This is a genomic window from Adhaeribacter terrigena (assembly GCF_016623615.1).
Classification (GTDB): domain Bacteria; phylum Bacteroidota; class Bacteroidia; order Cytophagales; family Hymenobacteraceae; genus Adhaeribacter_A; species Adhaeribacter_A terrigena.
Map to the genome: position 1 here is coordinate 79,057 of NZ_JAEHFX010000001.1, position 24,120 is coordinate 103,176.

Annotated in this window: 25 protein-coding genes; 21 read left to right on the plus strand and 4 right to left on the minus strand. The window is 44.8% G+C overall.

Annotation, left to right across the window (positions count from 1 at the left end; all coding sequences use genetic code 11):
• The first annotated feature begins 1 nt into the window (after nt 1).
• The 13 genes from rplO to I5M27_RS00470 all read left to right on the plus strand — a co-directional run bounded on the left by rplO (nt 2) and on the right by I5M27_RS00470 (nt 9,003).
• Nucleotides 2-445, plus strand: coding sequence for a 50S ribosomal protein L15 (gene rplO, locus I5M27_RS00410; protein WP_200504056.1), 444 nt, complete (start codon nt 2-4; stop codon nt 443-445).
• Nucleotides 446-453: 8 nt separating this feature from the next.
• The gene (gene secY, locus I5M27_RS00415) at nt 454-1,770 is read left to right on the plus strand and encodes a preprotein translocase subunit SecY (protein ID WP_200504057.1); all 1,317 of its coding nucleotides are present in this window, start codon (nt 454-456) and stop codon (nt 1,768-1,770) included.
• Nucleotides 1,771-2,541 carry a type I methionyl aminopeptidase gene (map, locus tag I5M27_RS00420; protein WP_200504058.1) on the plus strand — a complete coding sequence of 257 codons (771 nt, stop codon included), beginning with the start codon at nt 1,771-1,773 and terminating at the stop codon, nt 2,539-2,541.
• Between the two features lie 3 nt (nt 2,542-2,544).
• Nucleotides 2,545-2,763 (plus strand): translation initiation factor IF-1, encoded by a 219-nt coding sequence (infA, locus tag I5M27_RS00425; protein ID WP_200504059.1) that lies wholly within the window; start codon nt 2,545-2,547, stop codon nt 2,761-2,763.
• 5 nt (nt 2,764-2,768) lie between these two features.
• On the plus strand, nt 2,769-2,885 hold the full coding sequence (rpmJ, locus tag I5M27_RS00430) for a 50S ribosomal protein L36 (RefSeq protein WP_071890035.1): 117 nt from the start codon (nt 2,769-2,771) through the stop codon (nt 2,883-2,885).
• A gap of 17 nt (nt 2,886-2,902) precedes the next feature.
• Nucleotides 2,903-3,280: a 30S ribosomal protein S13 gene (rpsM, locus tag I5M27_RS00435; RefSeq protein WP_200504060.1), complete on the plus strand. Its 378-nt coding sequence runs from the start codon at nt 2,903-2,905 to the stop codon at nt 3,278-3,280.
• Between the two features lie 7 nt (nt 3,281-3,287).
• Nucleotides 3,288-3,680 (plus strand): 30S ribosomal protein S11, encoded by a 393-nt coding sequence (gene rpsK, locus I5M27_RS00440; RefSeq protein ID WP_150903916.1) that lies wholly within the window; start codon nt 3,288-3,290, stop codon nt 3,678-3,680.
• Nucleotides 3,681-3,710: 30 nt separating this feature from the next.
• Entirely contained in the window at nt 3,711-4,316 is a 606-nt protein-coding gene (rpsD, locus tag I5M27_RS00445) for a 30S ribosomal protein S4 (protein WP_200504061.1), read from the plus strand.
• A gap of 55 nt (nt 4,317-4,371) precedes the next feature.
• Complete coding sequence (locus tag I5M27_RS00450; protein ID WP_200504062.1) at nt 4,372-5,361, plus strand: DNA-directed RNA polymerase subunit alpha; 990 nt, start codon at nt 4,372-4,374, stop codon at nt 5,359-5,361.
• A 71-nt stretch (nt 5,362-5,432) separates the two neighbouring features.
• Nucleotides 5,433-5,948: a 50S ribosomal protein L17 gene (gene rplQ / locus I5M27_RS00455; protein WP_200504063.1), complete on the plus strand. Its 516-nt coding sequence runs from the start codon at nt 5,433-5,435 to the stop codon at nt 5,946-5,948.
• A 78-nt stretch (nt 5,949-6,026) separates the two neighbouring features.
• Nucleotides 6,027-7,139: a glutamine-hydrolyzing carbamoyl-phosphate synthase small subunit gene (gene carA / locus I5M27_RS00460; protein WP_200504064.1), complete on the plus strand. Its 1,113-nt coding sequence runs from the start codon at nt 6,027-6,029 to the stop codon at nt 7,137-7,139.
• 18 nt (nt 7,140-7,157) lie between these two features.
• Entirely contained in the window at nt 7,158-8,429 is a 1,272-nt protein-coding gene (gene eno / locus I5M27_RS00465; RefSeq protein WP_200504065.1) for a phosphopyruvate hydratase, read from the plus strand.
• Between the two features lie 241 nt (nt 8,430-8,670).
• On the plus strand, nt 8,671-9,003 hold the full coding sequence (locus tag I5M27_RS00470; protein ID WP_200504066.1) for an FtsB family cell division protein: 333 nt from the start codon (nt 8,671-8,673) through the stop codon (nt 9,001-9,003).
• Nucleotides 9,004-9,127: 124 nt separating this feature from the next.
• Here I5M27_RS00470 and hscA read toward each other — a convergent pair whose 3' ends face one another.
• Nucleotides 9,128-10,990, minus strand: a complete 1,863-nt coding sequence (gene hscA / locus I5M27_RS00475; RefSeq protein WP_200504067.1) for a Fe-S protein assembly chaperone HscA — start codon at nt 10,988-10,990, stop codon at nt 9,128-9,130.
• A gap of 241 nt (nt 10,991-11,231) precedes the next feature.
• Between hscA and I5M27_RS00480 the strand changes: the two genes are divergently transcribed.
• Both I5M27_RS00480 and I5M27_RS00485 read left to right on the plus strand, forming a co-directional pair.
• The gene (locus I5M27_RS00480) at nt 11,232-12,062 is read left to right on the plus strand and encodes a murein L,D-transpeptidase catalytic domain family protein (RefSeq protein WP_200504068.1); all 831 of its coding nucleotides are present in this window, start codon (nt 11,232-11,234) and stop codon (nt 12,060-12,062) included.
• Between the two features lie 151 nt (nt 12,063-12,213).
• The gene (locus I5M27_RS00485) at nt 12,214-14,394 is read left to right on the plus strand and encodes a T9SS type A sorting domain-containing protein (protein ID WP_200504069.1); all 2,181 of its coding nucleotides are present in this window, start codon (nt 12,214-12,216) and stop codon (nt 14,392-14,394) included.
• A gap of 101 nt (nt 14,395-14,495) precedes the next feature.
• Here the strand turns inward: I5M27_RS00485 and I5M27_RS00490 are convergent, their stop codons facing one another.
• Nucleotides 14,496-15,554 (minus strand): Ldh family oxidoreductase, encoded by a 1,059-nt coding sequence (locus I5M27_RS00490; protein ID WP_200504070.1) that lies wholly within the window; start codon nt 15,552-15,554, stop codon nt 14,496-14,498.
• Between the two features lie 156 nt (nt 15,555-15,710).
• Between I5M27_RS00490 and I5M27_RS00495 the strand changes: the two genes are divergently transcribed.
• Nucleotides 15,711-17,342, plus strand: coding sequence for a DUF4139 domain-containing protein (locus tag I5M27_RS00495; RefSeq protein WP_200504071.1), 1,632 nt, complete (start codon nt 15,711-15,713; stop codon nt 17,340-17,342).
• 452 nt (nt 17,343-17,794) lie between these two features.
• On the opposite strand, the gene I5M27_RS00500 is transcribed toward I5M27_RS00495, so the two are convergent.
• Entirely contained in the window at nt 17,795-18,739 is a 945-nt protein-coding gene (locus I5M27_RS00500) for a Ppx/GppA phosphatase family protein (protein WP_200504072.1), read from the minus strand.
• 10 nt (nt 18,740-18,749) lie between these two features.
• Nucleotides 18,750-19,643: a class I SAM-dependent methyltransferase gene (locus tag I5M27_RS00505; protein ID WP_200504073.1), complete on the minus strand. Its 894-nt coding sequence runs from the start codon at nt 19,641-19,643 to the stop codon at nt 18,750-18,752.
• Between the two features lie 145 nt (nt 19,644-19,788).
• On the opposite strand from I5M27_RS00505, the gene I5M27_RS00510 reads away from it, so the two are divergent.
• From I5M27_RS00510 to I5M27_RS00530, 5 genes are all read left to right on the plus strand, one after another.
• Nucleotides 19,789-20,217 (plus strand): hypothetical protein, encoded by a 429-nt coding sequence (locus tag I5M27_RS00510; protein ID WP_200504074.1) that lies wholly within the window; start codon nt 19,789-19,791, stop codon nt 20,215-20,217.
• Nucleotides 20,218-20,299: 82 nt separating this feature from the next.
• Nucleotides 20,300-20,755, plus strand: a complete 456-nt coding sequence (locus I5M27_RS00515; RefSeq protein ID WP_200504075.1) for a hypothetical protein — start codon at nt 20,300-20,302, stop codon at nt 20,753-20,755.
• A gap of 63 nt (nt 20,756-20,818) precedes the next feature.
• A complete protein-coding gene (gene dapF, locus I5M27_RS00520) occupies nt 20,819-21,601 on the plus strand; it encodes a diaminopimelate epimerase (RefSeq protein WP_200504076.1) in 783 nt (260 codons plus the stop codon).
• Between the two features lie 256 nt (nt 21,602-21,857).
• Entirely contained in the window at nt 21,858-22,376 is a 519-nt protein-coding gene (locus I5M27_RS00525) for a GNAT family N-acetyltransferase (RefSeq protein ID WP_200504077.1), read from the plus strand.
• 488 nt (nt 22,377-22,864) lie between these two features.
• The gene (locus tag I5M27_RS00530) at nt 22,865-24,109 is read left to right on the plus strand and encodes a glycosyltransferase family 1 protein (protein ID WP_200504078.1); all 1,245 of its coding nucleotides are present in this window, start codon (nt 22,865-22,867) and stop codon (nt 24,107-24,109) included.
• Nucleotides 24,110-24,120 lie beyond the last annotated feature (11 nt).

The window sequence follows — 24,120 nt, forward strand, 5'->3', positions numbered from 1 at the left end:
AATGAATTTAAGTTCATTAAAACCAGCCGAAGGTTCTGTAAAGAATAGAAAGCGTATTGGTAGAGGTACTGGTTCTGGTCGTGGTGGTACTTCCACCCGTGGCCACAAAGGTGCTAAATCAAGATCAGGTTACTCAAGTAAAGCTGGTTTTGAAGGCGGTCAGATGCCTTTACAAAGACGCGTTCCTAAATTCGGCTTTAAAAACATTAACCGAGTAGAGTATTCAGCCATTAATCTGGATGTTTTACAAAATTTAGCTTCTCAGGGTACTACAAATTTCACATTTGAGACTTTCAGAACTAATGGTTTAGCTTCTAAAAATGATCAGATTAAAGTATTAGGTCGTGGTGAATTAACTTCTGCTATTGAAGTTTCAGCCCATGCCTTCTCTAAATCTGCTATAGAAGCAATAGAAAAAGCAGGTGGTAAAGTAATTACGCTTTAATTAAGTTTATGAATAAGCTTTTTACAACAATTAAGAACATTTTCGCCATAGATGATCTGCGTACCCGTATTTTAAATACGTTAGGTTTTATTGCGATCTTTCGTTTAGGTTCTTATGTTGTTCTTCCCGGTATTGATCCATCACAGCTAAAATCCAACGCCCAGGGTATCTTCGGGGTGTTGGATACTTTATTAGGTGGAGCCTTTAGTAATGCTTCAATCTTTGCATTGGGTATTATGCCTTATATATCTGCATCTATTGTATTGCAATTGTTAACAATTGCAGTTCCATATTTTCAGAAAATGCAAAAGGAAGGGGAATCGGGGCGTAAAAAGATTAATCAGATTACCCGCGTTTTAACTATTGCAATTACGCTGGCCCAGTCAATAGGGTTTATAGCCACCATTAATAGTGAAGCGATCGTAACCAATAATACCTTTTTTACAATCAGTTCCATGATCATCTTAACTGCAGGAACAATGTTCTGTATGTGGTTGGGTGAGAAAATTACTGATAAAGGTATTGGTAATGGTATTTCGATGCTCATTATGATAGGTATTGCTTCTCGATTACCTGGAGCGTTAATTGCAGAAGCCATTTCAAAACAATTAAATGGGGCCCTGATTTTCATTTTTGAATTGATTGTGCTTTATTTTATAGTTATGGCTGTAGTTATGCTTACTCAAGCCATTCGCCGGATTCCAATCCAATATGCGAAACAGCTTGGTGGAGGATCATCTGTTGCAGGTCAACGTCAATTTATCCCGCTGAAGGTAAATGCTGCGGGTGTAATGCCAATCATTTTTGCACAGTCTTTGATGTTTATTCCAGCGCTCGTTGGATCTATGTGGCGTGATGTAAATGAAGAGGTTGGAAGCTTTCTGACTACTTTATCTGATCCTTATTCATTTGTTCATAATTTATTGTTTGCCTTTCTGATTCTGGTATTTACTTATTTCTATACTGCTATAAGTGTAAATCCAAATCAAATAGCTGATGATCTGAAAAGAAGTGGCGGTTTTGTTCCAGGTATAAAGCCTGGTTTAGCAACATCGGAATTTATTGATGATGTTTTATCTAAAATTACTTTACCAGGCGCTATCTTTTTGGCAATTATCGCAATTTTACCTACTTTTGCATTCCAATTGGGAGTAAGCAGAGAATTTTCTTCTTTCTTTGGAGGAACTTCACTCATCATTATGGTTGGTGTGGTACTCGATACCATGAACCAGATTGAAAGTTATCTCCTGATGAAGCATTATGATGGAATGATGAAATCCGGAAAACTTAAAGGTCGTACGCAAAATATAGCGATAGCTTCTTAAATGGTTTTTTATAAATCAGAAGAGGAGATTGCTATTATTCGTGAGAGTGCTCAGATCCTGGGTAAAGCTCACGGTGTAGTTGCATCGAATATTAAAGAAGGTATAACCACCTTGCATCTTGATAAACTTGCTGAAGAGTTTATTCGGGATTCGGGTGGTATTCCCTCGTTTAAAGGGTATAATGGTTTTCCTTTTAGCCTTTGTATCTCTGTAAATGAAACTGTTGTCCATGGTTTTCCTGGATCATACATTATTAAAGACGGAGATATTGTTTCTGTTGATTGCGGAGTGAAATTTAAAGGCTATCATAGTGATAGTGCTTATACTCATGGTATTGGTGAAATAGACGATGCTACTTTCAGCTTATTGGAGAGAACCAAAGAATCTTTGTATAAAGGAATTGAGAAAGCAATAGTTGGAAACCGAATGGGCGACGTTGCAAATGCAATTCAGCAACATGTAGAGAAAGATGGTTTTACTGTGGTACGCGAATTGGTCGGGCATGGTATCGGAAAGAATTTACATGAGGCTCCTGAAGTTCCTAATTATGGAAAAAAAGGCCAAGGGATGAAATTACAAGCCGGGTTAGTTATAGCTATTGAGCCTATGGTTAATTTAGGCACCCGTAATATTGTACAAGAAAATGATGGTTGGACAATCAGGACCCGCGATCGAAAACCTTCAGCACATTTTGAACATACTGTTGTAGTTAGGAAAGACAAAGCAGAAATCCTAACTACATGGGATTATATAGAAAAAGCTTTAAAATAAAATATGGCCAAACAATCGTCAATCGAACAAGACGGAACTATTGTAGAAGCATTATCAAATGCAATGTTTAGAGTCGAGCTCGAGAATGGACATCAGTTAATCGCACACATTTCAGGTAAAATGCGGATGCATTATATTAAAATATTACCTGGCGATAAAGTTAAACTGGAAATGTCGCCATATGATCTAAGCAAAGGAAGAATTGTTTACCGTTATAAATAGAAATAATGAAAGTTAAAGCCTCCGTTAAAAAAAGAAGCGTTGACTGTAAGGTAATCCGTCGCAAAGGCAAACTTTACGTGATCAACAAAAAGAATCCACGTTATAAACAAAGACAAGGTTAATTAAATAAAAATTAGAAATGGCTAGAATAGCAGGAGTAGATATTCCAGACAAGAAGAGAGGCGAGATCGCGCTGACCTACATCTTCGGGATAGGTAGAAGTGCTTCCAAATCCATCTTATCTAAAGCTGGAGTAAGTTACGATAAAAAAGTTAGCGACTGGACAGAAGAAGAAGCTATTGCAATCCGTGGTGTAATTGCCGCTGAGCATAAGACTGAGGGTGTTCTGAGATCAGAAGTTCAACTTAATATCAAGCGTTTAATGGATATCGGTTCTTACCGTGGCTTACGTCACCGTAAGGGATTACCAACCAGAGGTCAGCGTACGAAGAACAATTCCCGTACGCGTAAAGGCAAGCGCAAAACAGTTGCAAACAAGAAGAAGGCTACTAAATAATTAGATAATGGCTCAGAAAAGAAAAGATAAAGCGAAGAAACGAGTTGTCGTTGTTGAACAGACTGGCCAAGTCCATATTAAAGCCTCTTTCAATAATATTATCATCTCTGTTACTAATAATAATGGCCAGGTAATTTCCTGGGCATCTGCTGGTAAAATGGGTTTTAAGGGTTCTAAAAAGAACACTCCTTATGCAGCCCAGATGGCCGCTTCAGATTGCGCAAAAGTTGCTTACGAGGCAGGTATGCGTAAAGCTGAAGTTTTTGTAAAAGGACCTGGTGCTGGCCGCGAATCTGCGATCAGAACTGTACAGAACGTAGGTATAGAAGTGACTACTATTAAAGATGTTACTCCGTTGCCACATAACGGTTGCCGTCCTCCAAAACGCAGAAGAGTTTAATTAGTAGCATTTTATTTGACATAATTTTATATGGCAAGATATACAGGCCCCAAAAGCAAAATTTCCAGAAGATTCGCTGAACCAATTTTCGGTGCCAGCAAAGCATTGCAAAAGAAAGCTTATCCTCCGGGGATGCACGGTCGAGGCCGCCGCAAAAAACAGTCTGAATATGCAATTCAGCTGATGGAAAAACAAAAAGTGAAATACCTTTATGGTATGCTGGAGAAACAGTTCGAAAACTTGTTTCATAAGGCAGCTTCTAAAGGTGGTGTTACCGGTGAAAACTTACTGGCATTATTAGAATCACGCTTAGACAATACTGTTTATCGTTTAGGTATTGCTCCAACGCGTCGTTCTGCCCGTCAGTTAGTTTTGCACAAGCATATTACTGTGAATGGTGAGATTGTTAATATTTCATCTTATTCATTAAGACCAGGCGATGTTGTGGCAGTTAGAGAGAAATCTAAATCATTAGAAGTAATTACCAATAGTCTTTCTGCCCGTAACGCTCGTCAATTTTCATGGTTAGAGTGGGATGGTAAAGAAATGACTGGTAAGTTCATTTCTGCACCTGCAAGAGATCTGATTCCTGAGAAAATTCAGGAGCAGCTTATCGTAGAGCTTTACTCTAAGTAATCTATTACTTAGTAAAGCTTACCCAAATAAATTTTCAACCATTAAAATTGCGTATATGTCAATATTAGCTTTTCAAATGCCTGAAAAAGTTGTGATGGAGAAGTCTGACGACTTCAACGGACAATTTGAATTCAAGCCACTTGAAAAAGGATATGGTGTTACTATTGGAAATGCTTTAAGACGTATTTTATTATCTTCGCTGGAAGGTTATGCAATTACTGCTATTCGGATTCCGAGCGTACTGCACGAATTTTCTGCTATTGAAGGAGTAATGGAGGATGTATCTGAAATTATTCTGAACCTGAAAATGGTTCGCTTCAAGAAAATCAGCGATGTAATTGATGATAAAGTTACCGTTTCTATTTCCGGCAAGGATAGCTTTATGGCTGGTGAAATCAATAATTTTACCAGCAGCTTTGAAGTACTAAACCCTGACCTGGTTATCTGTCACCTGGATTCAAGCATCAATTTTGAAATTGAGCTTACCATTCAGAAAGGCAGAGGTTATGTTCCGGCTGACGAAAATAAACCTGCAGACCAGGTGTTTGGTCAGATCGCCATCGATGCTATTTACACGCCAATTAAAAATGTGCGCTACAGCATCGAAAATACGCGTGTTGAACAGAAAACTGACTACGAAAAACTTTTAATTGATATTCAGACAGATGGTTCAATCCATCCTGAAGATGCTTTGAAAGGCGCAGCCAATATTCTGATCCAACACTTTATGCTGTTCTCTGACAATACCATGACTTTTGAAACTGCTAAGCAGGAAGAAGAAGAAGCGGTTGACGAAGAGATGCTGCATATGCGTAAAATCCTGAAGACGCAATTGAGCGATATGGATCTTTCGGTACGTGCTTATAACTGCCTTAAAGCAGCTGATATCCGTACTTTAGGTGATTTGGTTCAGCTTGATCTGCAGGATATGATGAAATTCCGGAACTTTGGTAAAAAGTCGTTGACTGAGCTTGAGAACCTGGTAGATGAGAAAGGCCTTACTTTCGGGATGGATCTTTCTAAGTATAAATTAGAAGAAGATTAATTAATCAACTGCATAATTCCCGATCCCCGTTTGGGTTGATTGACGGTATGCACGTGCACAAGTAAAATAAAATGAGACACGGTAAAAAAGTAAATCACTTAGGAAGAACATCTGCTCACCGCAAGGCAATGCTTTCTAACATGGCATCTTCCCTGATCCTGCACAAACGGATCAAGACTACAGTTGCCAAAGCGAAAGCGCTGCGTAAATACGTAGAGCCTCTGCTTACTAAATCTAAAAACGATACTACACACTCCCGTCGTATTATCTTCTCTTACTTACAGAACAAAGAGTCTGTAAAAGAGTTATTCGACACGGTTGCTGCGAAAGTAGCAACCCGCCCAGGTGGTTATACCCGTATTTTCAAGATGGGTAATCGTTTAGGTGACAACGCGGATGTTTGTATCATCGAATTAGTTGATTTCAATGACACGCTCCTGAACGCTACTGAAACTTCTGCTGCGGCTAAACCTAAAACCCGTAGAAGAGCTGCTGGTAAGAAAAAAGCAGAAGGTGCTGAAAATACTCCTGCTGCTGAAACGAAAGAAGAAAATAAAGCTACAGGTTCAACTGAAAATGCTGAATAAGTATTCTTTCTTAAATTAATTTGAAAGGGATACGGCGTAAGTCGTATCCCTTTTTTATTTTTGCAAAACTCTTTGGTTATGAACAACTCAAATTCGCAAGAAGCTATCTTAATGCTGGAAGACGGTACCGTTTTTAAAGGAAAATCTTTGGGAACGATTGGTACCACCGGCGGCGAGCTTTGCTTTAATACCGGGATGACCGGTTATCAGGAAATTTTTACTGACCCTTCTTATTACGGACAGCTGGTTTTAACAACTACTTCGCATATTGGGAATTACGGCGTAATTCCTACAGAAGTAGAATCTGACAAGATCCAGATTAAAGGTTTGGTTTGTAAGGAATTTTCTACGCATTTTTCCCGGAAAATGGCTGATACCTCTTTACAGGAATACTTTGAAAAAGCCGGAGTTGTGGGTATTTGTGAGATCGATACGCGGGAGCTGGTGCGCCATATCCGGAATAAAGGTGCTATGAATGCCGTTATTTCTTCAGAGATTCTGGATGTGGAAGAATTGAAGCTGCATCTGAAAGAAGTACCATCTATGGCCGGACTGGAGCTTTCTTCTAAAGTTAGCACAGAAAAACCGTATGGTTTGGAGGCTGAAAACTCGAAGTATAAAGTTGCCGTGCTAGATCTTGGCGTAAAGCGGAACAGCATGGACGAACTGATCGCCCGTGGCTGTGAATGCCGGGTTTTCCCTTACAATACACCTTTTGAGGAAATGGAAGCCTGGGGGCCGGATGGTTATTACATTTCTAACGGTCCGGGGGACCCGGCTGCTACCACGGAAGCGGTAAATACTGTGAAGGAAGTACTAAAGATTGAAAAACCGCTTTTCGGAATTTGTATGGGGCACCAGGTTTTAGCGCAGGCGAACGGTATTGCTACTTATAAAATGAAGAATGGGCACCGCGGGTTAAATCACCCGGTAAAGAATTTGATTACCGGCAAGTGTGAAGTAACTTCGCAGAACCATGGGTTTGCCGTAGATGCCGAAGCGGTGAAAGGTCATCCGGAAGTGGAGATCACCCACATTAACCTGAACGATAATACCGTGGAAGGAATCCGGATGAAGAATAAACCGGCTTTCTCGGTGCAATATCACCCGGAATCTTCTCCGGGGCCGCACGATTCTGAATATCTTTTCGATGAATTCATTTCAATGATCAATAATTCAATTAAAAAATAAAACTATAAACCGTTAATCATGGGCTTGATCCAAGACATTAAAGCGCGCCAGATCTTCGATTCGCGCGGGAACCCGACCGTAGAAGTAGATGTAATTACCGAGAATGGCTTTTTGGGCCGTGCAGCAGTTCCTTCCGGAGCTTCAACTGGTAAACACGAAGCCGTAGAGTTGCGGGACGGTGATAAGAGCCGTTACATGGGTAAAGGCGTGAGCCAGGCTGTGAAGAACGTAAACGAGATCATTGCGGATGAGCTGATCGGTTTCTCTGTTTACGAGCAGAATCTGCTGGACAAGATCCTGATCGAGCTGGATGGCACGCCAAACAAAGCAAAATTCGGCGCGAATGCGATCCTGGGGGTTTCGCTGGCAATTGCCCGGGCGGCGGCGCAGGAAGCTGGTTTGAGCCTATTCCGTTATGTAGGCGGCACTTCGGCGAATACTTTACCCGTGCCAATGATGAACATTCTGAACGGCGGCAGCCACGCCGATAATGCGATCGATTTCCAGGAATTCATGATCATGCCGGTTGGTGCTTCTTCTTTCTCGGAGGCACTTCGTATGGGTTCGGAAGTATTCCACCACCTGAAAAATGTACTGAAAGACAAAGGCCTTTCTACGAACGTAGGCGATGAAGGTGGTTTTGCGCCGAATTTGTCTTCGAACGAAGATGCGATTAAAGTGGTACTACAGGCCATTGAGAAAGCGGGTTACAAGCCTGGCGACGATATGATGATTGCCATGGATGCGGCCAGCTCGGAGTTTTTCGACGGAAAACACTACCATTTCAAAAAATCTACCGGCGACAAACTGACTTCTTCGGAAATGGTTTCTTACTGGAAAGACTGGTGCTCGAAATACCCGATCCTTTCCATTGAAGACGGGATGGACGAGGACGACTGGAAAGGCTGGAAAGAACTGACCGATACCGTTGGCGACAAAGTGCAGCTGGTAGGCGATGATCTGTTCGTAACGAACGTGAAGCGTCTGCAGGAAGGTATTGATAAGCAAACGGCTAACGCGATCCTGATCAAGGTAAACCAGATCGGTTCGCTTTCTGAAACGATTGATGCGATTAATTTAGGCCGCAGAAACGGTTATAAGAGCATCATGAGCCACCGTTCCGGTGAGACTGAAGACAATACCATTGCTGACTTAGCGGTGGCCCTGAATTGCGGTCAGATCAAAACCGGTTCGGCTTCGCGTTCTGACCGGATGGCGAAATACAACCAGCTGCTTCGCATTGAGGAAGAACTTGGCGAAACGGCTTACTATCCAGGCAAGAAATTCTAATTTATTCACGATTTGCGATTTTGATTACCGATTGTGATTTGAAAATTGAAGATCGATAAAACGTTAGAGCAGGATTTCCTGTTAAAATCTTTGTAACTTTAAGGCCGCTTTCAGCAATGAGGGCGGCCTTTTAGATTTTAGCTGGTTTGCGTTAAAAACGCTAGGGGTTAAGCTCCAAAAACTGCTGACTAAAACTGATTACGAATAATTGATTCCTGTTCACTGATAACTGGTTACTGACATGTGGGAGCGCATACCTAAATTTTTCCGGAGCTTTTATTTACTGGTTACCGTAGCTTTCCTGACCTGGATGTTTTTCTTTGATGAGAATGATTTTATCCGGCAGTACCAGATGAGCAAGAAACTCAGCGACCTGGAAGAGGAACGTGATTATTACGTTTCTAAAATTGCGGAAGTAGAAAAAGACCGGAAAGAACTGATGAGCAACGCCGACTTGCTAGAGAAATTCGCCCGCGAAAAATACCTGATGAAAAAGCCGACCGAAGATGTGTTTTTAGTAATTCCGGAAGAGAAGCGCCAGGAAGAAATTGAAGCGCAGCAAATGCCGGAATAGTTTTTAAACGGTAGGGATTTGCAGCTGAAAAGTCAGAAAACGGTATCAGATTTGATATAAAAAGTAAAAGCCACCTCATTCAGAAGTGGCTTTTACTTTTTCAGGCTGAAACCATAGCGTTTTCTTATTCGATCTTTTTGCCGGCCATAGCTTTTTTAATGGAGATCTGCATCACGCGTTCGGCAAATGGAGAAGTTTGTTCTTCCAGTTCATCTACGGCTTTCAGAATTTCGTCTTTGGTTCCGGAAGGCAGCGTGGCGCGCAGTTTTTCTACGTTGGTGCGGGTAATAGAAACTTCTTCTTCCGTTAAATGCTCGGCGTTCTTCTTCAGGAAATTCTCTACCTGGTAAAGCATCTGGTCGGCAGTGGTTTTTGCTTCGATCAGCATGCGGGCCGAAACGTCTTCTTTGGCGTGGGTAATGGAATCCATCAGCATGGTTTCTACCTGTTCGTCGGTGAGGCCGTACTGCGGTTTTACTTCCACGGTTTGCTTTACGCCGGAACGCAGTTCAATGGCTTCTACGGTTAAAATACCATCGGCATTCAGGATGAAGTTTACGTCTACTTTGGGAAGGCCGGCCGGCATTCCCGGAATTCCTTTCAGTTCGAATTCGGCGAGTTTTCGGTTTTCTTTTACCTGGTCGCGTTCGCCCTGATACACGGCAATCTTCATGTTACTCTGGCCATCTATAGAGGTAGTGTACTGGCGGCCAGCTTTGGTCGGGATCTTGGAGTTGCGCGGAATAATGCCGTCCATCAGGCCACCCATCGTTTCAATGCCCAGCGTTAACGGTGTTACGTCTAAAAGTAAAATATCCTGGCGGTTGCCGGCTAACACATCGGCCTGAATGGCGGCGCCTAAAGCCACTACTTCGTCGGGGTTGATGGAGTTGTTGGCCGGTTTTCCGAAGAAATCGGATACCATTTTGTACACAAGCGGCACGCGCGTAGAACCGCCCACCATGATCACCGAATCAATTTTATCGGCGGTCAGATTCGCGTCCTGTAAGGCCAGTTTGCACGAATTCACGGTTTTGCTTACGATCGGCGCGATCAGGTTTTCGAAATGCTCTTTGGTGAGCTCACAGGTTAAGCCGCTGGAAGTTTTGGAAGAAAATACGGCGTGGCTGCTGAGTTTTTTCTTCGCTTCTTCGGCTAAAAGACGAATCTCCTGGCTCAGCGATTTGTTTTCGTGGAGGGTTTCGGGTGCGATCTGGTTTTCTGTTAGCCAATAGTCAATGATTGCCCGGTCAAAATCGTCGCCTCCCAGATACGTATCGCCGTTGGTGGAAAGCACTTCAAAAATACCGTTGTGGATCTGCAGGATGGAAATATCGAAGGTGCCGCCGCCAAGGTCATATACCGCAATGGTTTTCTCTTCCGATGGGTCTAAGCCGATGCCGTAAGCCAGGGAAGCAGCCGTGGGCTCGTTTACAATGCGCAACACTTCCAGCCCGGCCAGTTTTCCGGCGTCGCGGGTAGCCTGTCTTTGTGAATCGTTGAAATAGGCGGGTACGGTAATTACGGCGCGGTTTACGGGCGTTTTCAGGGCGTGTTCGGCGCGCTTTTTCAGTTCTTTCAGAATTTCGGCGGAAAGCTCGATGGGAGAATAAAATTTATCGCCGATGCGCACTTTTACCAAACCTTCGGAATTATCGTCGATGATCTTGTAGCCAAAGAAATCGCGGTGCTCGCGCAGGTCCAGGTACGATTTTCCGAGCAAACGTTTTACCGAATAAATGGTGTTGGCCGGATCGGTGATCAGGAATTGCTTCGCTTCGTTGCCTACTTTCACCTCGCCGTGTGTGCCGAAATGCACCACCGAAGGCACAAGTTCGCCCAGATTCTGGTCGTTTATCGGGATTGCTTTTTTATGTTCGGGATGAATGTAAGCCACTAAACTATTGGTAGTGCCCAGGTCTATGCCCACAGCCATGTCTTCCTGCTGAATAGTGCCTGTGGTAAGATTTATTGCAACTTTTGCCATGTTTTCTATGCTTTAAAGCTTTCCAGAAACGGTATGGAAATGCCCTGCAAAAGTACGAATAAATGCCCCCTTTTCAGAATTAATCTAAATAAAGCAGTATTTCGGGAATTGATTTGCACTTATCGATGTTCATCTATCAGCGGAATTCCCACAATTTTGTTCCACGTATAGATAATTCCGGGGCCAGATATCTTTAAAAAGCCCCATTTAATAATAGCTTAGAATTTTAAAGATATTTATAATGGGCAACGTAACAACCAAACGAAAATTAGTAGCAGGAAAGCGGTTTGCAACCCGTATTCTCCCTTTTTTTGCGCCGCTTTTTTTCGCCACTTTAACGGCGCCGTCTAAAACGGTAGAAGCGAGGAGCAATGTGGCCAGTCATTTTAACCTCGATGCCGAAGTAAAACTAAACGCGCTGAAAAAATCGAATTTCCAGATGAACCTGCTGGAGATCTACGAACAAGCCGGGCTGGAGAAAAAAGGGATGACTTTCGAGGTTTTTGACAGGGCCATGATCGGGTATCTGAACCTGAAAAATGCCGGTTTGCTTTCCGATAAGCAGTTGCTCAGCGTGGTGGATTTCGACCTGCCTTCTACTAAAAAACGCTTCTGGCTTATTGATCTGGAAAAGCGGAAAGTGCTGGAAAATACCTTCGTTTCACACGGTAAAAATTCCGGCGGTAACATGGCCACACAGTTTTCCAACACCGACGATTCGAACATGAGCAGCCTGGGTTTTTACGTTACCGGCGAAACCTATTACGGCCGCCACGGCTTGTCTTTGAAACTGGATGGCATGGATGCAGCCCATAATTCTAACGCCCGCCTGCGCGATATCGTAATGCACGGTGCCGAGTACGTAAGCAAAGATTTTATCAACCAGCAGGGCCGTTTAGGCCGCAGCGAAGGCTGTCCGGCTTTACCGATGGGCTTGCACCAGGAAGTGATTGAACAAGTGCAGGACCGAACGGTGCTCTTTATTCATGCCTCGGTTCAGCCGTTACAGTCGCGTTTCCTGAACCAGGAAACGGCTATGGAAGCATTCTACAAAAATGATAATCTTATTTAGAAACGGTACTGTTTTAGCCTGAAAAAGTCTGCCCGCAAAAGTTGGCAGACTTTTTTGTTTTAGAAGCATAGCGTTTTCAGATTCGGTTGTTTGAAATAACAATAAATAGTTTTAAATTAACGCACTACTTCCAGCGCTAAACCTTGAAACTATGAGAAAACCGAAAAAACTGCTTGTAGCCTTTCTAAGCTTATTTTTGTTTGTACCAGTCGCCCAGGCGCAGACGAGCAATGCGTACACTTGCCAGACTGAAAGACATGCCGCAGAACTAGAAAACCAAAACCCGAATCTGATAACCAATCGGCAAGCGATGGAAGCGCAGATTCAGCAGTATCTGCAGCAGGCAGGTTCGTTAAAAACAAATGGCGTGGTGATTAAAATTCCGGTGGTGGTGCACGTGGTTTCGGAAAAGGGCTGCAATTCTATCTCCAAAGCGCAGGTTTTGAACGGGCTGGAAGTAGTGAACCAGGATTTCCGGCGGCAAAACCCCGATACAATAAATACCCGCGCTGTTTTTAAACCATTCGCCGCCGATACCGAAATTGAATTTGTGCTGGCCCGGAAAGACCCGCAAGGCAACCCGACCGATGGCATAAACCGCATTACTTCGCCTTTGGCTCACGTGCCGGCTACCCGCGCAACTTTACAACAAGCCGTGCCGGCCTGGCCAACCAATCAGTATCTCAATATCTGGCTGGTAGAAAGTATTTACGATGCCCAGTCTGGTATGAATATCTTAGGCTACGCTCAATTTCCGCACGTGCCGCCGTTGAATATTTTTGGGGTGGTACTGGAGCATAGCCAATGGGGAAAACAAGGTGCTGTGCCGGGCACCACCGCAAGCTCGACCGGCCATTTTGCTACCACCGAAATTGCGCATTGCTTTAACTTGTTTCATATCGAAGGTATTAATTGTACCGATGGGGATCTGGTTTCTGATACGCCCCCATCAACATTTGCCGGTCCGTTTACCTCGGCCTGTAACTTAAGCCAAAATACCTGTACCAACGATGTGGCCTTAGGTTTTCCGACAGATATGCCCGACCAGATCGAGAACTTTATGAGTTTCAGTAGTTTTTCCTGCATGAATATGTTCACGAACGGGCAGAAAATGCGCATGCGGGCCAGCCTCAATACGTATCCGCACCTGCAAAACATGGTTTCCCCATCTAATGCCCTTGCAACCGGCATTGATCCGAGTGTTACCGTAGCACCCTTAACGCCAAAACCTTATTTCTGTGCCGATACCAGAAGAATCTGTGCGGGCAATTCGGTTACTTTTTCGGATATTTCTTACCAGCAAGCAGCCAGTTCCAGAACCTGGAGCTTTCCGGGAGGCACGCCGGCCACTTCTACGGTGCAAAATCCGGTGGTAACGTACGCTACGCCCGGGAAATATGCCGTAACGCTTACGCTCAGCAATGGCGGCAACACTTACCCGGTTACCGTTACGAATTTCATTGAAGTAGTGCCGGTTTCGAATCTGATTAATGTAACGTTCCCGGATTATTACGTGGAAAGTTTTGAAGAACCAACGTTCCCGGAAAGTGCAACGGCCAACCGCAACTGGGAAATGAAAACGTCTGCGCTGGGAGCAAACCCGGCGAATTGGCAAAGAACCAATGCATCATCATCCACCGGAGCCCATAGCCTTCTTCTGGGAAGTGCCAGTGTTCCGGAAGGAACGATCTCCACGTTAATTACGCCGAATTTTACCGGCGGTGCTCCCTATGTATTTTTTAGAATGGCTTATGCCAAACGCGTTGCGCAGCCGAAAGATGAACTGCGGGTCTATGCCTCTGCAGATTGTGGCGCAACCTGGGGCAACCCGATTATTACCTTAACCGGCAATCAGTTAGTTACTAACGGCGGCACAAGTGTAAGCGGAAACTATATTCCTGCTTCCGGTGATTGGAAAACCAAATTTATTAGTTCCGGAGGAAGTTTCCAGAATTGGGGCGCTGACCATACCATGTTCAAAATTGAAACCGTGAACAACGGCGGCGGCACGTTTTACTTCGATAATTTTGAGATCGGAAACTTGTTATGCACTAACGAAGAACTGGCTTCGCAAAATAAGATCAACCTTTATCCGAACCCCTTAACTGCTGAATCGAAGCTGGAATTTGAATTGAAAACTTCGGAAAAAGTAACGGTGAAAATTCTGGATCTGGTTGGAAAAACTATCTATTCCGGTTCGGAAGCTACTTTTTCGGCCGGAAAGCATAGCGTTTTGCTGGCCGATAAAGTGAAAAACCAAAGCAAAGGTTTGTACCTGGTGCAGCTGCAAATGGGCGGGAAAGTTTTCAATACCAAATTGCTCTTGCAATAAAAGGCTGATGCATACACATAAAAAAAGCCTGCTGAATGATTTTCAGCAGGTTTTTTTGTTTTTAGATCGGGCAGTTTTTCACCCTGAAAGCATAGCATTCTCTAGAAAGTTAAGCTGAATTTTTTGGCCAGTTCCTCCAGGTCTTTAATTACCGGATCGAGTAAGTGAATGCCTTCCTGCAGGCGCTGCTCGGAAGTGATGCGTTCCGGATCGCCGGGGATCATTACTTTTTCGCCGGGCTTGGCTTTGGAATTGCGGAAGGTTTGGATCCAGTTATCCATGTGGGCTTTAAATTCATCGGCGGGACGGAACGCATCTACGCGCATGGCACCCAGAAAATGCCCGATGCCTTCGCCTACCGGGTTTTCCGGCAACGGTAAAAAGCTTACGAACGGCGGTACCCAGGGACCGTAATTTGCCCCGCTTAAAACTGCCGAAAAAATATCGACCACCGAGCCCAAACCGTAGCCTTTGTAACTGGCTGAAGCACCGCCGAGCGGCAGCATTGCGCCGCCCAGTTTCAGTTCGTCGGGGTTGGTGGAATCCAGGCCGAATTTGGTTTGGATCCAGCCAATTGGCGCTGCTTGTTTTTTGCGTTGCAGTACTTCCAGTTTGCCGTTGGCCGCGGTGGTAGTAGCCATGTCCAGAATAAAATCGGGTTCTTCGTTGGCCGGAATGGCAATGGCAATGGGATTGGTGCCTAATAAACGGTCGAGGCCATTGGTTGGGGAAACCAGCGGACTGGCGTTGGTCATGGCCCAGCCGATCATGTTGTGGGGCAGGGCACGCATGGCATGGTAGCCGGCAATGCCGAAGTGGTTCGAATTTTTTACTGAGATCCAGCCGCTGCCCGCAATTTCAGCCTTCTGAATAGCCATATCCATTACTCTGGGTGCAACAACTAAGCCTAAACCGGCGTCGCCATCTATAGTAGCGGTACTGGGCGTTTGGTGCACGATCCTGATTTCGGGTCTGGCATTGATGCGGCCGGCATCCCAGAGGCGCACGTACCCGATCAGGCGGGCAATGCCGTGCGAATCTACGCCCCGCAGATCAGCGGCCAGCAACGATTCGGTGGCTAAACGGGCATCGTCTTCCGGGCAGCCCATGGCCAGAAAAACCTGTTCGGTAAAATGAAAGAGGTGATTATATGAAAACATCTATATAAAGCGTTAAAGCGGTAAAAGTACCACAATTTAGGCAGAAATTTCCGAGCTTTACGGGAAATGCTATTCCTTCCAGTTATCATGCTTCCTTCTATGAATAATTTCTCTGTTGCGCGTTCCCGGGTTTTTACCGCGATTTTCATAGCGTTTTTGCTCCTGTTTTCTGTACCGTTTCAGCTTCGGGCGCAAAGCCGGAAAGAAGTTTCGGCTACGGTAAAGGAGGTAACCGTTTTTCTGCAGCGCGCCCAGGTTTTCAGTTCGGTCAGAACCAATATTAGTGCCGGCGAAACCGAAGTAGCCATTATTAATGTGCCTTCGCAGCTCGACGCGGCCAGTTTGCAGGTGGAAGCTAAAGGAAACGCTATGTTGCTCAACATTCGGTATGAGAATGATTACCTGGGCGGCAAAACCAAACCGAAAGATGTAATACAGGTGGAAGATTCGCTTCAGAATTATACCAACCAGATCCGCACGGTAACCGACCAGATCGATATTTTCCGGAAGGAGGAAACCATGATATTGGCAAACCAAAGCATTGGCGGCCAGAAAGGCGTTACGTTAGACGATCTGGAAGAAATTGCCGATTTTTTCCGCCAGCGGCTTACTTCTATCCGGACAAACATTTTGAAAAATGAAATTAAACTGAAAATTCTAAACGAAAAAGCCCAGAATTTACGCAACCAGTTAGGCGAAGTGAACAGCCGCCGGGCTTTGCCTACAGGCCGCATTCTGGTAAATGTTTCCGCCGAAAACGCTACCCCGCTGAACCTGGAAATAAGTTACGTGGTTTATAACGCCGGCTGGCAACCAACCTACGACCTGCGCGCCACCAATACCAAAAGCCCGATGAAGTTGTTTTACAAAGCCAATGTGTACCAGAATACGGGGGTAAGCTGGAATAACGTAAACCTGACTTTAGCGACTACCAACCCAAGCATCGGCGCAACCAAACCGGAATTACAGCCCTGGTATCTTTATTTTTATACGCCAACGCCGCGCGTTACCACCTTGTCTGAAGTTTCGGTTACGAGCGCTTCAAGAAAAAGAAACCGGCTGGCAAAACCCGCGGTAAACCAAAGTATTGACGTGTCTGCCGCGCCTCCGGCGGAGATGGAAGGTTGGGGCGCTGAAGCGGCTGATGTAGTTTCGGATTACACGCAAACCACGGAAAGTACTTTGTCGGTTAATTTCAAGATCGGCATTCCGTATTCGGTTCCTTCAGATGGCAAGCGGCAATTGGTAGATATTCAGCAACTCGACGTGCCGGCTACCTACAAATATGCCGCAACGCCTAAACTGAGCACCGATGCTTTTTTGCTGGCCCAACTTACCGGTTGGGATGAGTACAACATTCTACCCGGCGAAGCCAATATTTTCCTGGAAGGCACTTTTACCGGCAAAACCGTACTGAACCCGCAAGCCACCGGCGATACATTACAGGTTTCCCTGGGCCGCGACAAAAGGGTAGTGATTTCGCGCGAAAAAGTGAAGGAACTGCAAAGCAAAAGTTTGCTAGGAAATACCCGCAAAGAAGTGCGCGGCTTTGTAACTACCATTCGCAACACAAAGAACGAAGCCCTGGAAATTACTTTAGAAGACCAGATTCCGGTAAGCAACAACAAGGAAATTGAAGTGGAACTGGAGGAAGGCAGCAACGGGAATTTAAACAAAGATACCGGCAAAATTACCTGGAACCTGAAACTGAATCCGAACGAAACGAAGAAAATCCCGCTGCGCTTCTCGGTGAAATATCCGAAAAATCAGGTGGTGCCGGGACTTTAGAATTGCTGATGGTTAATTGTTAATTGTTAATTGTTAATTGTTGGGTTTTTAGGTCCAAAATTATAGCGTTATGTTGGTTGTTCGAAGTACGTGTTACCCACCCTAAACTCAGATTCTGCCAACTTCAAGAATTATTGAGTCATTCTGAGCTTGCTGAAGAATCTAACTGGTACTGCTATGGAATTCGAGCGAAGCAATGAATTCCTTGGTCGAGGTTCGAGGTTAGCTATCGTGCGGTTTCGGTACGCGTTAGTTCCCTCGACAAGCTCGGGATGACCAGAAAAATTATTTATTAATTCCTTAAACTGACATTGTTGGTAGAAGTAAGCATTATTTGCTGCATAAAAAAGCCGCTCCGGAAACTCCAATGCGGCTTTACTTTCTTAAATCAAAACGGTAGCGTTTTCGGCCTGAAAAGTCCAGATACCAATTACCAGCTGCCAGATACCAAATTAAGCCGTTTTCATGGCCAGTAATTCCTGGAGCATCCCTTCTTTCAGGGCGTAACCAGAAACCCGGATGCGCTCCATCTGATATTCCTCCAATATAAAATCGATCAGCACCAAAGCAACCACGATCATGTCGGCCCGCATTTCGATCATGCCGGGAATGGCCAAGCGTTGCAGGTGGTTCATGGGCAGAATTTCGTGGTACATGCGGTAAAAAGAAGCCAGGGAAAGATCCCATTCCGAACGGGAATTCTCGAGGCGGTTATAGCCGTGTTTCAGCGCTTCCATGTCGCAGAGCGTATCGAAGGTGCCGGAAGAACCGATGAGGGTTTTAGGTTGGAATTTGCGGACCGCTTCGCTTAAGGGCGCCAGCTTCTGTAACAGAAATGCCTTTTCAGCGGCAATTTCCGGTTCCGGGATCGGGTCGTGTTTAAAAAAATGATCGAGCAGGCGCTGGGCACCAATTTCGAAGCTGCGTTTCCAGAAAATGGTTTTGCGGTCGGCAATGATAAATTCTACGCTGCCGCCGCCAATATCGATGATCAGGTTTTTTTCCAGACCCAGATCCATGGCGCTGCGCACACCCAGGTAGATCAGTTCGGCTTCGCGGTCGCCGTCAATAATTTCAATGTCGTAGCCAAAGGTTTGCTTGATTTCCCGGGCCAGCGCCGGACCGTTGGAAGCGTTGCGCATGGCGCTGGTAGCGGTGGCTTTTACTTCGTGCACCCGGAATTCGGCCATTCTTTCCTGAAAAGCTTCGAGCGTGATCAGGGCGCGTGCCCAGGCATCGGGCGCAATTTCGCCGGAACTGATGCCGCCTTTGCCGAGTTTTACCGGCGCTTTGAATTTCAGCAACACATTGCCGTGACCGTAATCGTCTATTTCGGTTATCATTAGATGGAACGTGTTGGTTCCCAGGTCGATAAGAGCAATGCGGTGCCGGTTCATAGAGCGAAGGTTAAGGTTTCGGAGCGTTGGTGCTGAAGCGGAAAAAAGTGCCCAAAGGCAGCTTACGTAATTTCTGGTCCTGGAGATATATTTCGCCAAGTTCCTGCGTTTTTTTCGCGAACGGAAAGTTCTGATTCATCAGGTTTTCTAGGATCAGGGCCGAGAAACCGAGCGAATACAGGTTGATAACGAGAAAGCTGTTTTTCGGTTCGAGCAGTTCGGCGCAGAGTTTCAGCATTTCGTTCAGTTCGTCTTCCAGCTGCCACTTTTCGCCGTTCGGTCCGCGACCGTAAGCGGGCGGGTCCAGGATGATGCCGTTGTATTTATTGCCCCGTTTCACTTCGCGTTTCACAAAGGTCATGGCGTCTTCCACGATCCAGCGGATGTCTTTTAAACCGCTGGCTTCCATGTTTTCGCGAGCCCAGAAGTTCACCTGTTTTACCGAATCTACGTGCGTAACCTGCGCGCCGGCACCTCTGGCGGCTAAACTCGCGCCGCCGGTATAGGCAAATAAATTCAAAACTTTGGCGTTCGGAATCGCTTTGCTTTGGTCGTAAATGAATTTCCAGTTGGCGTCCTGCTCCGGAAACAACCCTACGTGCTTAAAGCTGCTCAAACCCAACCGGAATTTCAGTTTCAGGTTTTTGTAGTTGTAATTGATGAACCATTGCTCGGCCATATTCTTTTTCAGCATCCATTGTCCGCGCTCGGCGCTGCCTTTTTCGCGCTTGAAAATGGCTTGGGCCTGGTTTTTCCATTCGGTTTCGGAAAGGGCTTTGTCCCAGATGGCTTGCGGTTCAGGACGGGCCAAAACAAAATCGCCGAAGCGCTCCAGCTTTTCGAAATTGCCGGAATCGATCAGTTCATAATCGGGCCAGTTGGAAACGGTGAGAAAAGAATACATATATACAGGTCGGATTTTTTTGCTAAAACGTTGCGCGAAGGTACTAAATTTGTTGTTGGTTATTGGTTGTTGGTTGTTCGTTCGTTGTTGGTTGTTGGGTGGGAATTTTGGAACTTGCGGAGATAGAAAGTATTGAATCCATTTTATGAAAGTCAATTTTGAATTAGTTGAGAATTACGCCATTAATTTTGAAGGCAGGCATATTGATGTTCATAATGACTACGATTTTGTTAGTTTTGATTTTGATATAGTATCACAAATTTTGAAACTTAACTGGATAAAATCAGATAGAAATAGAATTACTTTCAATGAGATTCTTGATTTCACTTTGATTCATTATGAGGTAAATTTTCTAAATATTATGCCTCGCGATTCTAAAGCACTGAATTCTGATGATTCTTGCTTATTAGATTTTACTTTCTTTCCATCTACGGAACGTGATATAAATGATAGTTTAATGATTCAAAATTTGCCTCACAATTTAGATGATATCATTTATACATTCGCGGGAGGACAAATCATAAGAGTTAATTGTAGTGAAATTAAATTTGTAACGTCTTCAATAAAAAGTTAAACAAACTGTAATCTTACTTTTTTAGCCATTTTTGATATCGTTTTCACTAAATTAATGAAGTTGACTTGCTATTCTTATGCTAATGAAATCAATAATGATTTTTATTTCTTTCCTTCTGATATCATTTAATTGTATTGCTCAAAATCCAATAATTAGGACAGACTTTGACACGATTAAGGTTTTTCATGAAAAAACGCTTGTTCATTATAGAACATATCAAGACTCTTTGTTAGTTGAAGAAGCTCAGGCATTCTTATTTCCGATTACACTCAAAATTCCCAGGTTTAGATTATTGTTGGGCATTTTCAAAGTAGAAGTTGAGACCGATAGCATTGTTTTTCATGGGAGTAGAAAAAGCTTTTTGTCGGATCGGTCTTATAAAGTTGAAGAATATGAAAATGGTCAACTTTTAAACACGGGTTATTTTGATTCTTCTGGTCTTGAAATAAGTAAAGCTTTATTTTATTCTCATAGTAATTTTAAAGGGCCATGTGTTGAATATGGCAGCCATTTCTTCCTGAAAGGCAGAAAAAATTAGAATACCATACAATAGCCATTCTTTACTTTTTCAGCCATTTTAGATACCGTTTTTAATTAATCGATGAATATAAATTTCTATAAATACCAGGGCACCGGCAACGATTTCGTGATGATAGACGACCGCGATGAAAAATTTCCGGTGGAAGATCAGCAGTTGGTCGCACATTTGTGTCACCGCCGCTTTGGCATTGGCGCCGATGGTCTGATTCTGCTGCGCAACAAAGCCGGCTACGATTTCGAAATGGTGTATTTTAACGCTGACGGCCGCCTGGGTTCCATGTGCGGCAACGGCGGAAGATGCACCGTAGCGTTCGCAAAATTCCTGGGCGTTATTCAAAACCAAACCAGATTCTTAGCCGCCGACGGTGACCACGAAGCAACAATTGAAAACGGTCTGGTTTCGCTGAAAATGAACGAAGTGAATAGCGTGGAATGCGGTACTGATTTTTATTTTATGAACACCGGCTCGCCGCATTACGTAACTTTCGGCGAAAATGTAGCGCAGGAAAACGTGTTCGAAAAAGGCCGCAGCATTCGTTACAACGAGCGTTTCAAACAGGAAGGCACCAACGTGAATTTCGCCGAAATGCGCCCCGATAAAAGCCTTTACATCCGGACCTACGAACGCGGCGTGGAAGATGAAACGTATTCCTGCGGTACCGGCGTAACGGCCTCGGCTTTGGCAGCTTCGTTAAAAGGTCTGGAAAGCCCGGTGAAAATAGAAACGCCGGGCGGCAACCTTCAAGTTTCGTTTAAAAAACAAGGCGAACATTTTACCGATATCTACCTCACCGGCCCCGCCGAACAGGTTTTCAAAGGCGAGTTTTTAGCTGCAAAACGGTAGCGTTTTTAGCCTGGAAAGGGTAACGTTTTTCTTTGCTTCCAGAGCTGGTTTAGTAGCGTTTAATACTTTAGCGGTCATCCCGACGACAGGAGGGATCTCACCGGACTAGTAGAAATGCCGGAGAAAATGTACTACCAACCTGATGAGATCTCTCCTGACGTCGAGATGACGGATAAGAGATAAAACTGCTGTAATCAGGTCTTGAGTTTTAAAACAACCAATCTATCATTCACTAATTCTCTCATTCAAAATTTCTATGTTCCTTTCCTCTAAAAACATCAGCCTCCGCGCCCTCGAACCAACCGATCTGGATTTTTTGTACACGCTGGAAAACGATGCTTCGATCTGGGAAGTGAGCAATTCGGTGGCGCCGTATTCTAAATTTATTCTGCAGAAATACCTCGAAAATGCCGCCGCCGATATTTATGAAACCCGGCAACTGCGGTTTGTGATCTCGGAAGAAACGCACGGTGCGGTAGGCGCAGTAGATCTTTTCGATTTTGAGCCGCAGCACATGCGCGCCGGGGTGGGGATTAGCGTGCTGGCCGGCTTCCGGAAAAAAAAATACGCTTCGGAGGCTCTGGAATTGTTAAAAAAATATGCCAGCGAACTGCTGAACCTGCACCAATTATACGCCAGCGTGCCCGAAGATAATTATGCCAGCCTGCAGCTTTTTCGCAAGGCCGGTTTCGAGGAATGCGGCCTGCATAAAGACTGGCTTCGCACTTCCGAAGGCTGGAAAAGCGTGATCGAATTTCAACTCATTTTTTCGTAACCAAAAGCCCGGATTTAAATTATTGCCGGAATATGAAGTGTTAAATGTCCGGCTTTAAAGCTCTGAATCGCCTTCTTTTTATTTTATTATTTAAGCGTTTCCTGCCGATTTTTTCGGTTAATAACTAAAACGCTATCCTTTTTCAATTAAAAACTGCTTCTGCTTTTTGCAGTTTTTCTGCGGCTGTAAGTACCTGCCGCTTCTCCAGCTTCACACTTCTCTTCTATTTATCGCAACACTGCGGGTAAGCCTTCATTACACATTTCCTGATAAACCTGGCTATGATTCCGGTGTATACAATTCTTAACAAAGGGAATGTAGATTTCACGCGCTAAATACACCAATTTACAGTTTTTATGAAATTTCTGTAGCCCTTTTTGCGGTCTGAACGTATGCTGTTTTCTATGGCCTTTTGGACTTTTCTGTCTTCCTCGGCTAGCCAACCAAAACAGAATAAACCAGTTTCTGACTAAATTTCGTATCACGCTATGTATAAAGCTTCTACCGCATCACCTTCCATTCCTTCCGAAACCCTTACTGATTTTCCGACAACTGAAACCAAAAATTCCGGGACGCAATCCGTTGCAAATTCCGGCAACGCATTAAACACATTTCTAAATAATCTGCCCGATGTAGTTTGTTTTTCGCATTTGCGTTGGGATTTTGTGTATCAGCGGCCGCAGCATTTGCTTTCGCGGTTTGCCAAATACAGCCGCGTTTTTTACTTCGAAGAACCGGTTTTTTACGATAACGCCCAGCCGCATTTCGATGTAACCACGCGCGGCGAAAATATTACGGTATTGGTCGCGCATTTACCCCACGGTTTAACGCCGCAGGAATCGGATGAGAAGCAGATCGAATTGCTAGATGCTTTCTTAGTCGCGCAGAAAATAAACCGCTATTTGCTGTGGTATTATACGCCCATGGCGCTGGAAATTTCCCGGCAGTTGCAGCCCGAACTCACCGTTTTCGATTGCATGGATGAACTTTCGGCGTTTAAGTTTGCTCCGCCGCGGCTGCGCGAATTAGAAGCCGAAATGTTCTGGAAAGCCGACGTGGTTTTTACCGGCGGACAAAGTTTATTCGAAGCTAAAAAAGCCAGCCACGCCAACGTGCACGCCTTCCCGAGCAGCATCGATAAAGCGCATTTCGGCACAGCCCGCAAAGGTTTGGACGATCCTGCCGACCAGGCCTATATTCCGTATCCGCGCTTAGGTTTCTTCGGGGTTTTAGACGAACGTTTTGATATTGAATTGCTGGAAAACCTGGCCAACGCGCAACCTGATTGGCAGTTTATCATGATCGGCCCGGTGGTGAAAATTGATCCGGAAACGTTGCCGAAAAATGCCAATATCTATTACCTCGGCGGTAAGAAATACGAAGAATTGCCCTCGTATCTGGCCGGTTGGGATGTAGCATTATTGCCCTTCGCCGACAACGAATCGACCCGCTTCATCAGCCCTACCAAAACGCCCGAATATTTAGCCGCCGGCAAGCCCGTAGTTTCTACCCCGATCCGGGATGTGGTGCGCCCGTACGGCGAAAACAACCTGGTGCACATTGCCCGCGATGCCGCCGAATTTGAAGTGGCCATCCAGAACGCTTTGCTCCAAAACAACGACCCGGAATGGCTGCAAAAAGTAGATGCTTTTTTAGCAAATACTTCCTGGGAACAGACCTGGCAAAACATGGCGCTGCAAATGCAGAAGGCCCTGGCAGGAAAAACAAAATAAGCTGGAGGTCA

What these genes read in the sequence shown, in the direction of transcription:
- rplO (WP_200504056.1), top strand. Translation starts at nt 2, where the DNA reads ATGAATTTAAGTTCATTAAAACCAGCCGAAGGTTCTGTAAAGAATAGA.
- secY (WP_200504057.1), top strand. Translation starts at nt 454, where the DNA reads ATGAATAAGCTTTTTACAACAATTAAGAACATTTTCGCCATAGATGAT.
- map (WP_200504058.1), top strand. Translation starts at nt 1,771, where the DNA reads ATGGTTTTTTATAAATCAGAAGAGGAGATTGCTATTATTCGTGAGAGT.
- infA (WP_200504059.1), top strand. Translation starts at nt 2,545, where the DNA reads ATGGCCAAACAATCGTCAATCGAACAAGACGGAACTATTGTAGAAGCA.
- rpmJ (WP_071890035.1), top strand. Translation starts at nt 2,769, where the DNA reads ATGAAAGTTAAAGCCTCCGTTAAAAAAAGAAGCGTTGACTGTAAGGTA.
- rpsM (WP_200504060.1), top strand. Translation starts at nt 2,903, where the DNA reads ATGGCTAGAATAGCAGGAGTAGATATTCCAGACAAGAAGAGAGGCGAG.
- rpsK (WP_150903916.1), top strand. Translation starts at nt 3,288, where the DNA reads ATGGCTCAGAAAAGAAAAGATAAAGCGAAGAAACGAGTTGTCGTTGTT.
- rpsD (WP_200504061.1), top strand. Translation starts at nt 3,711, where the DNA reads ATGGCAAGATATACAGGCCCCAAAAGCAAAATTTCCAGAAGATTCGCT.
- I5M27_RS00450 (WP_200504062.1), top strand. Translation starts at nt 4,372, where the DNA reads ATGTCAATATTAGCTTTTCAAATGCCTGAAAAAGTTGTGATGGAGAAG.
- rplQ (WP_200504063.1), top strand. Translation starts at nt 5,433, where the DNA reads ATGAGACACGGTAAAAAAGTAAATCACTTAGGAAGAACATCTGCTCAC.
- carA (WP_200504064.1), top strand. Translation starts at nt 6,027, where the DNA reads ATGAACAACTCAAATTCGCAAGAAGCTATCTTAATGCTGGAAGACGGT.
- eno (WP_200504065.1), top strand. Translation starts at nt 7,158, where the DNA reads ATGGGCTTGATCCAAGACATTAAAGCGCGCCAGATCTTCGATTCGCGC.
- I5M27_RS00470 (WP_200504066.1), top strand. Translation starts at nt 8,671, where the DNA reads ATGTGGGAGCGCATACCTAAATTTTTCCGGAGCTTTTATTTACTGGTT.
- hscA (WP_200504067.1), bottom strand. Translation starts at nt 10,990, where the DNA reads ATGGCAAAAGTTGCAATAAATCTTACCACAGGCACTATTCAGCAGGAA.
- I5M27_RS00480 (WP_200504068.1), top strand. Translation starts at nt 11,232, where the DNA reads ATGGGCAACGTAACAACCAAACGAAAATTAGTAGCAGGAAAGCGGTTT.
- I5M27_RS00485 (WP_200504069.1), top strand. Translation starts at nt 12,214, where the DNA reads ATGAGAAAACCGAAAAAACTGCTTGTAGCCTTTCTAAGCTTATTTTTG.
- I5M27_RS00490 (WP_200504070.1), bottom strand. Translation starts at nt 15,554, where the DNA reads ATGTTTTCATATAATCACCTCTTTCATTTTACCGAACAGGTTTTTCTG.
- I5M27_RS00500 (WP_200504072.1), bottom strand. Translation starts at nt 18,739, where the DNA reads ATGAACCGGCACCGCATTGCTCTTATCGACCTGGGAACCAACACGTTC.
- I5M27_RS00505 (WP_200504073.1), bottom strand. Translation starts at nt 19,643, where the DNA reads ATGTATTCTTTTCTCACCGTTTCCAACTGGCCCGATTATGAACTGATC.
- I5M27_RS00510 (WP_200504074.1), top strand. Translation starts at nt 19,789, where the DNA reads ATGAAAGTCAATTTTGAATTAGTTGAGAATTACGCCATTAATTTTGAA.
- I5M27_RS00515 (WP_200504075.1), top strand. Translation starts at nt 20,300, where the DNA reads ATGAAATCAATAATGATTTTTATTTCTTTCCTTCTGATATCATTTAAT.
- dapF (WP_200504076.1), top strand. Translation starts at nt 20,819, where the DNA reads ATGAATATAAATTTCTATAAATACCAGGGCACCGGCAACGATTTCGTG.
- I5M27_RS00525 (WP_200504077.1), top strand. Translation starts at nt 21,858, where the DNA reads ATGTTCCTTTCCTCTAAAAACATCAGCCTCCGCGCCCTCGAACCAACC.
- I5M27_RS00530 (WP_200504078.1), top strand. Translation starts at nt 22,865, where the DNA reads ATGTATAAAGCTTCTACCGCATCACCTTCCATTCCTTCCGAAACCCTT.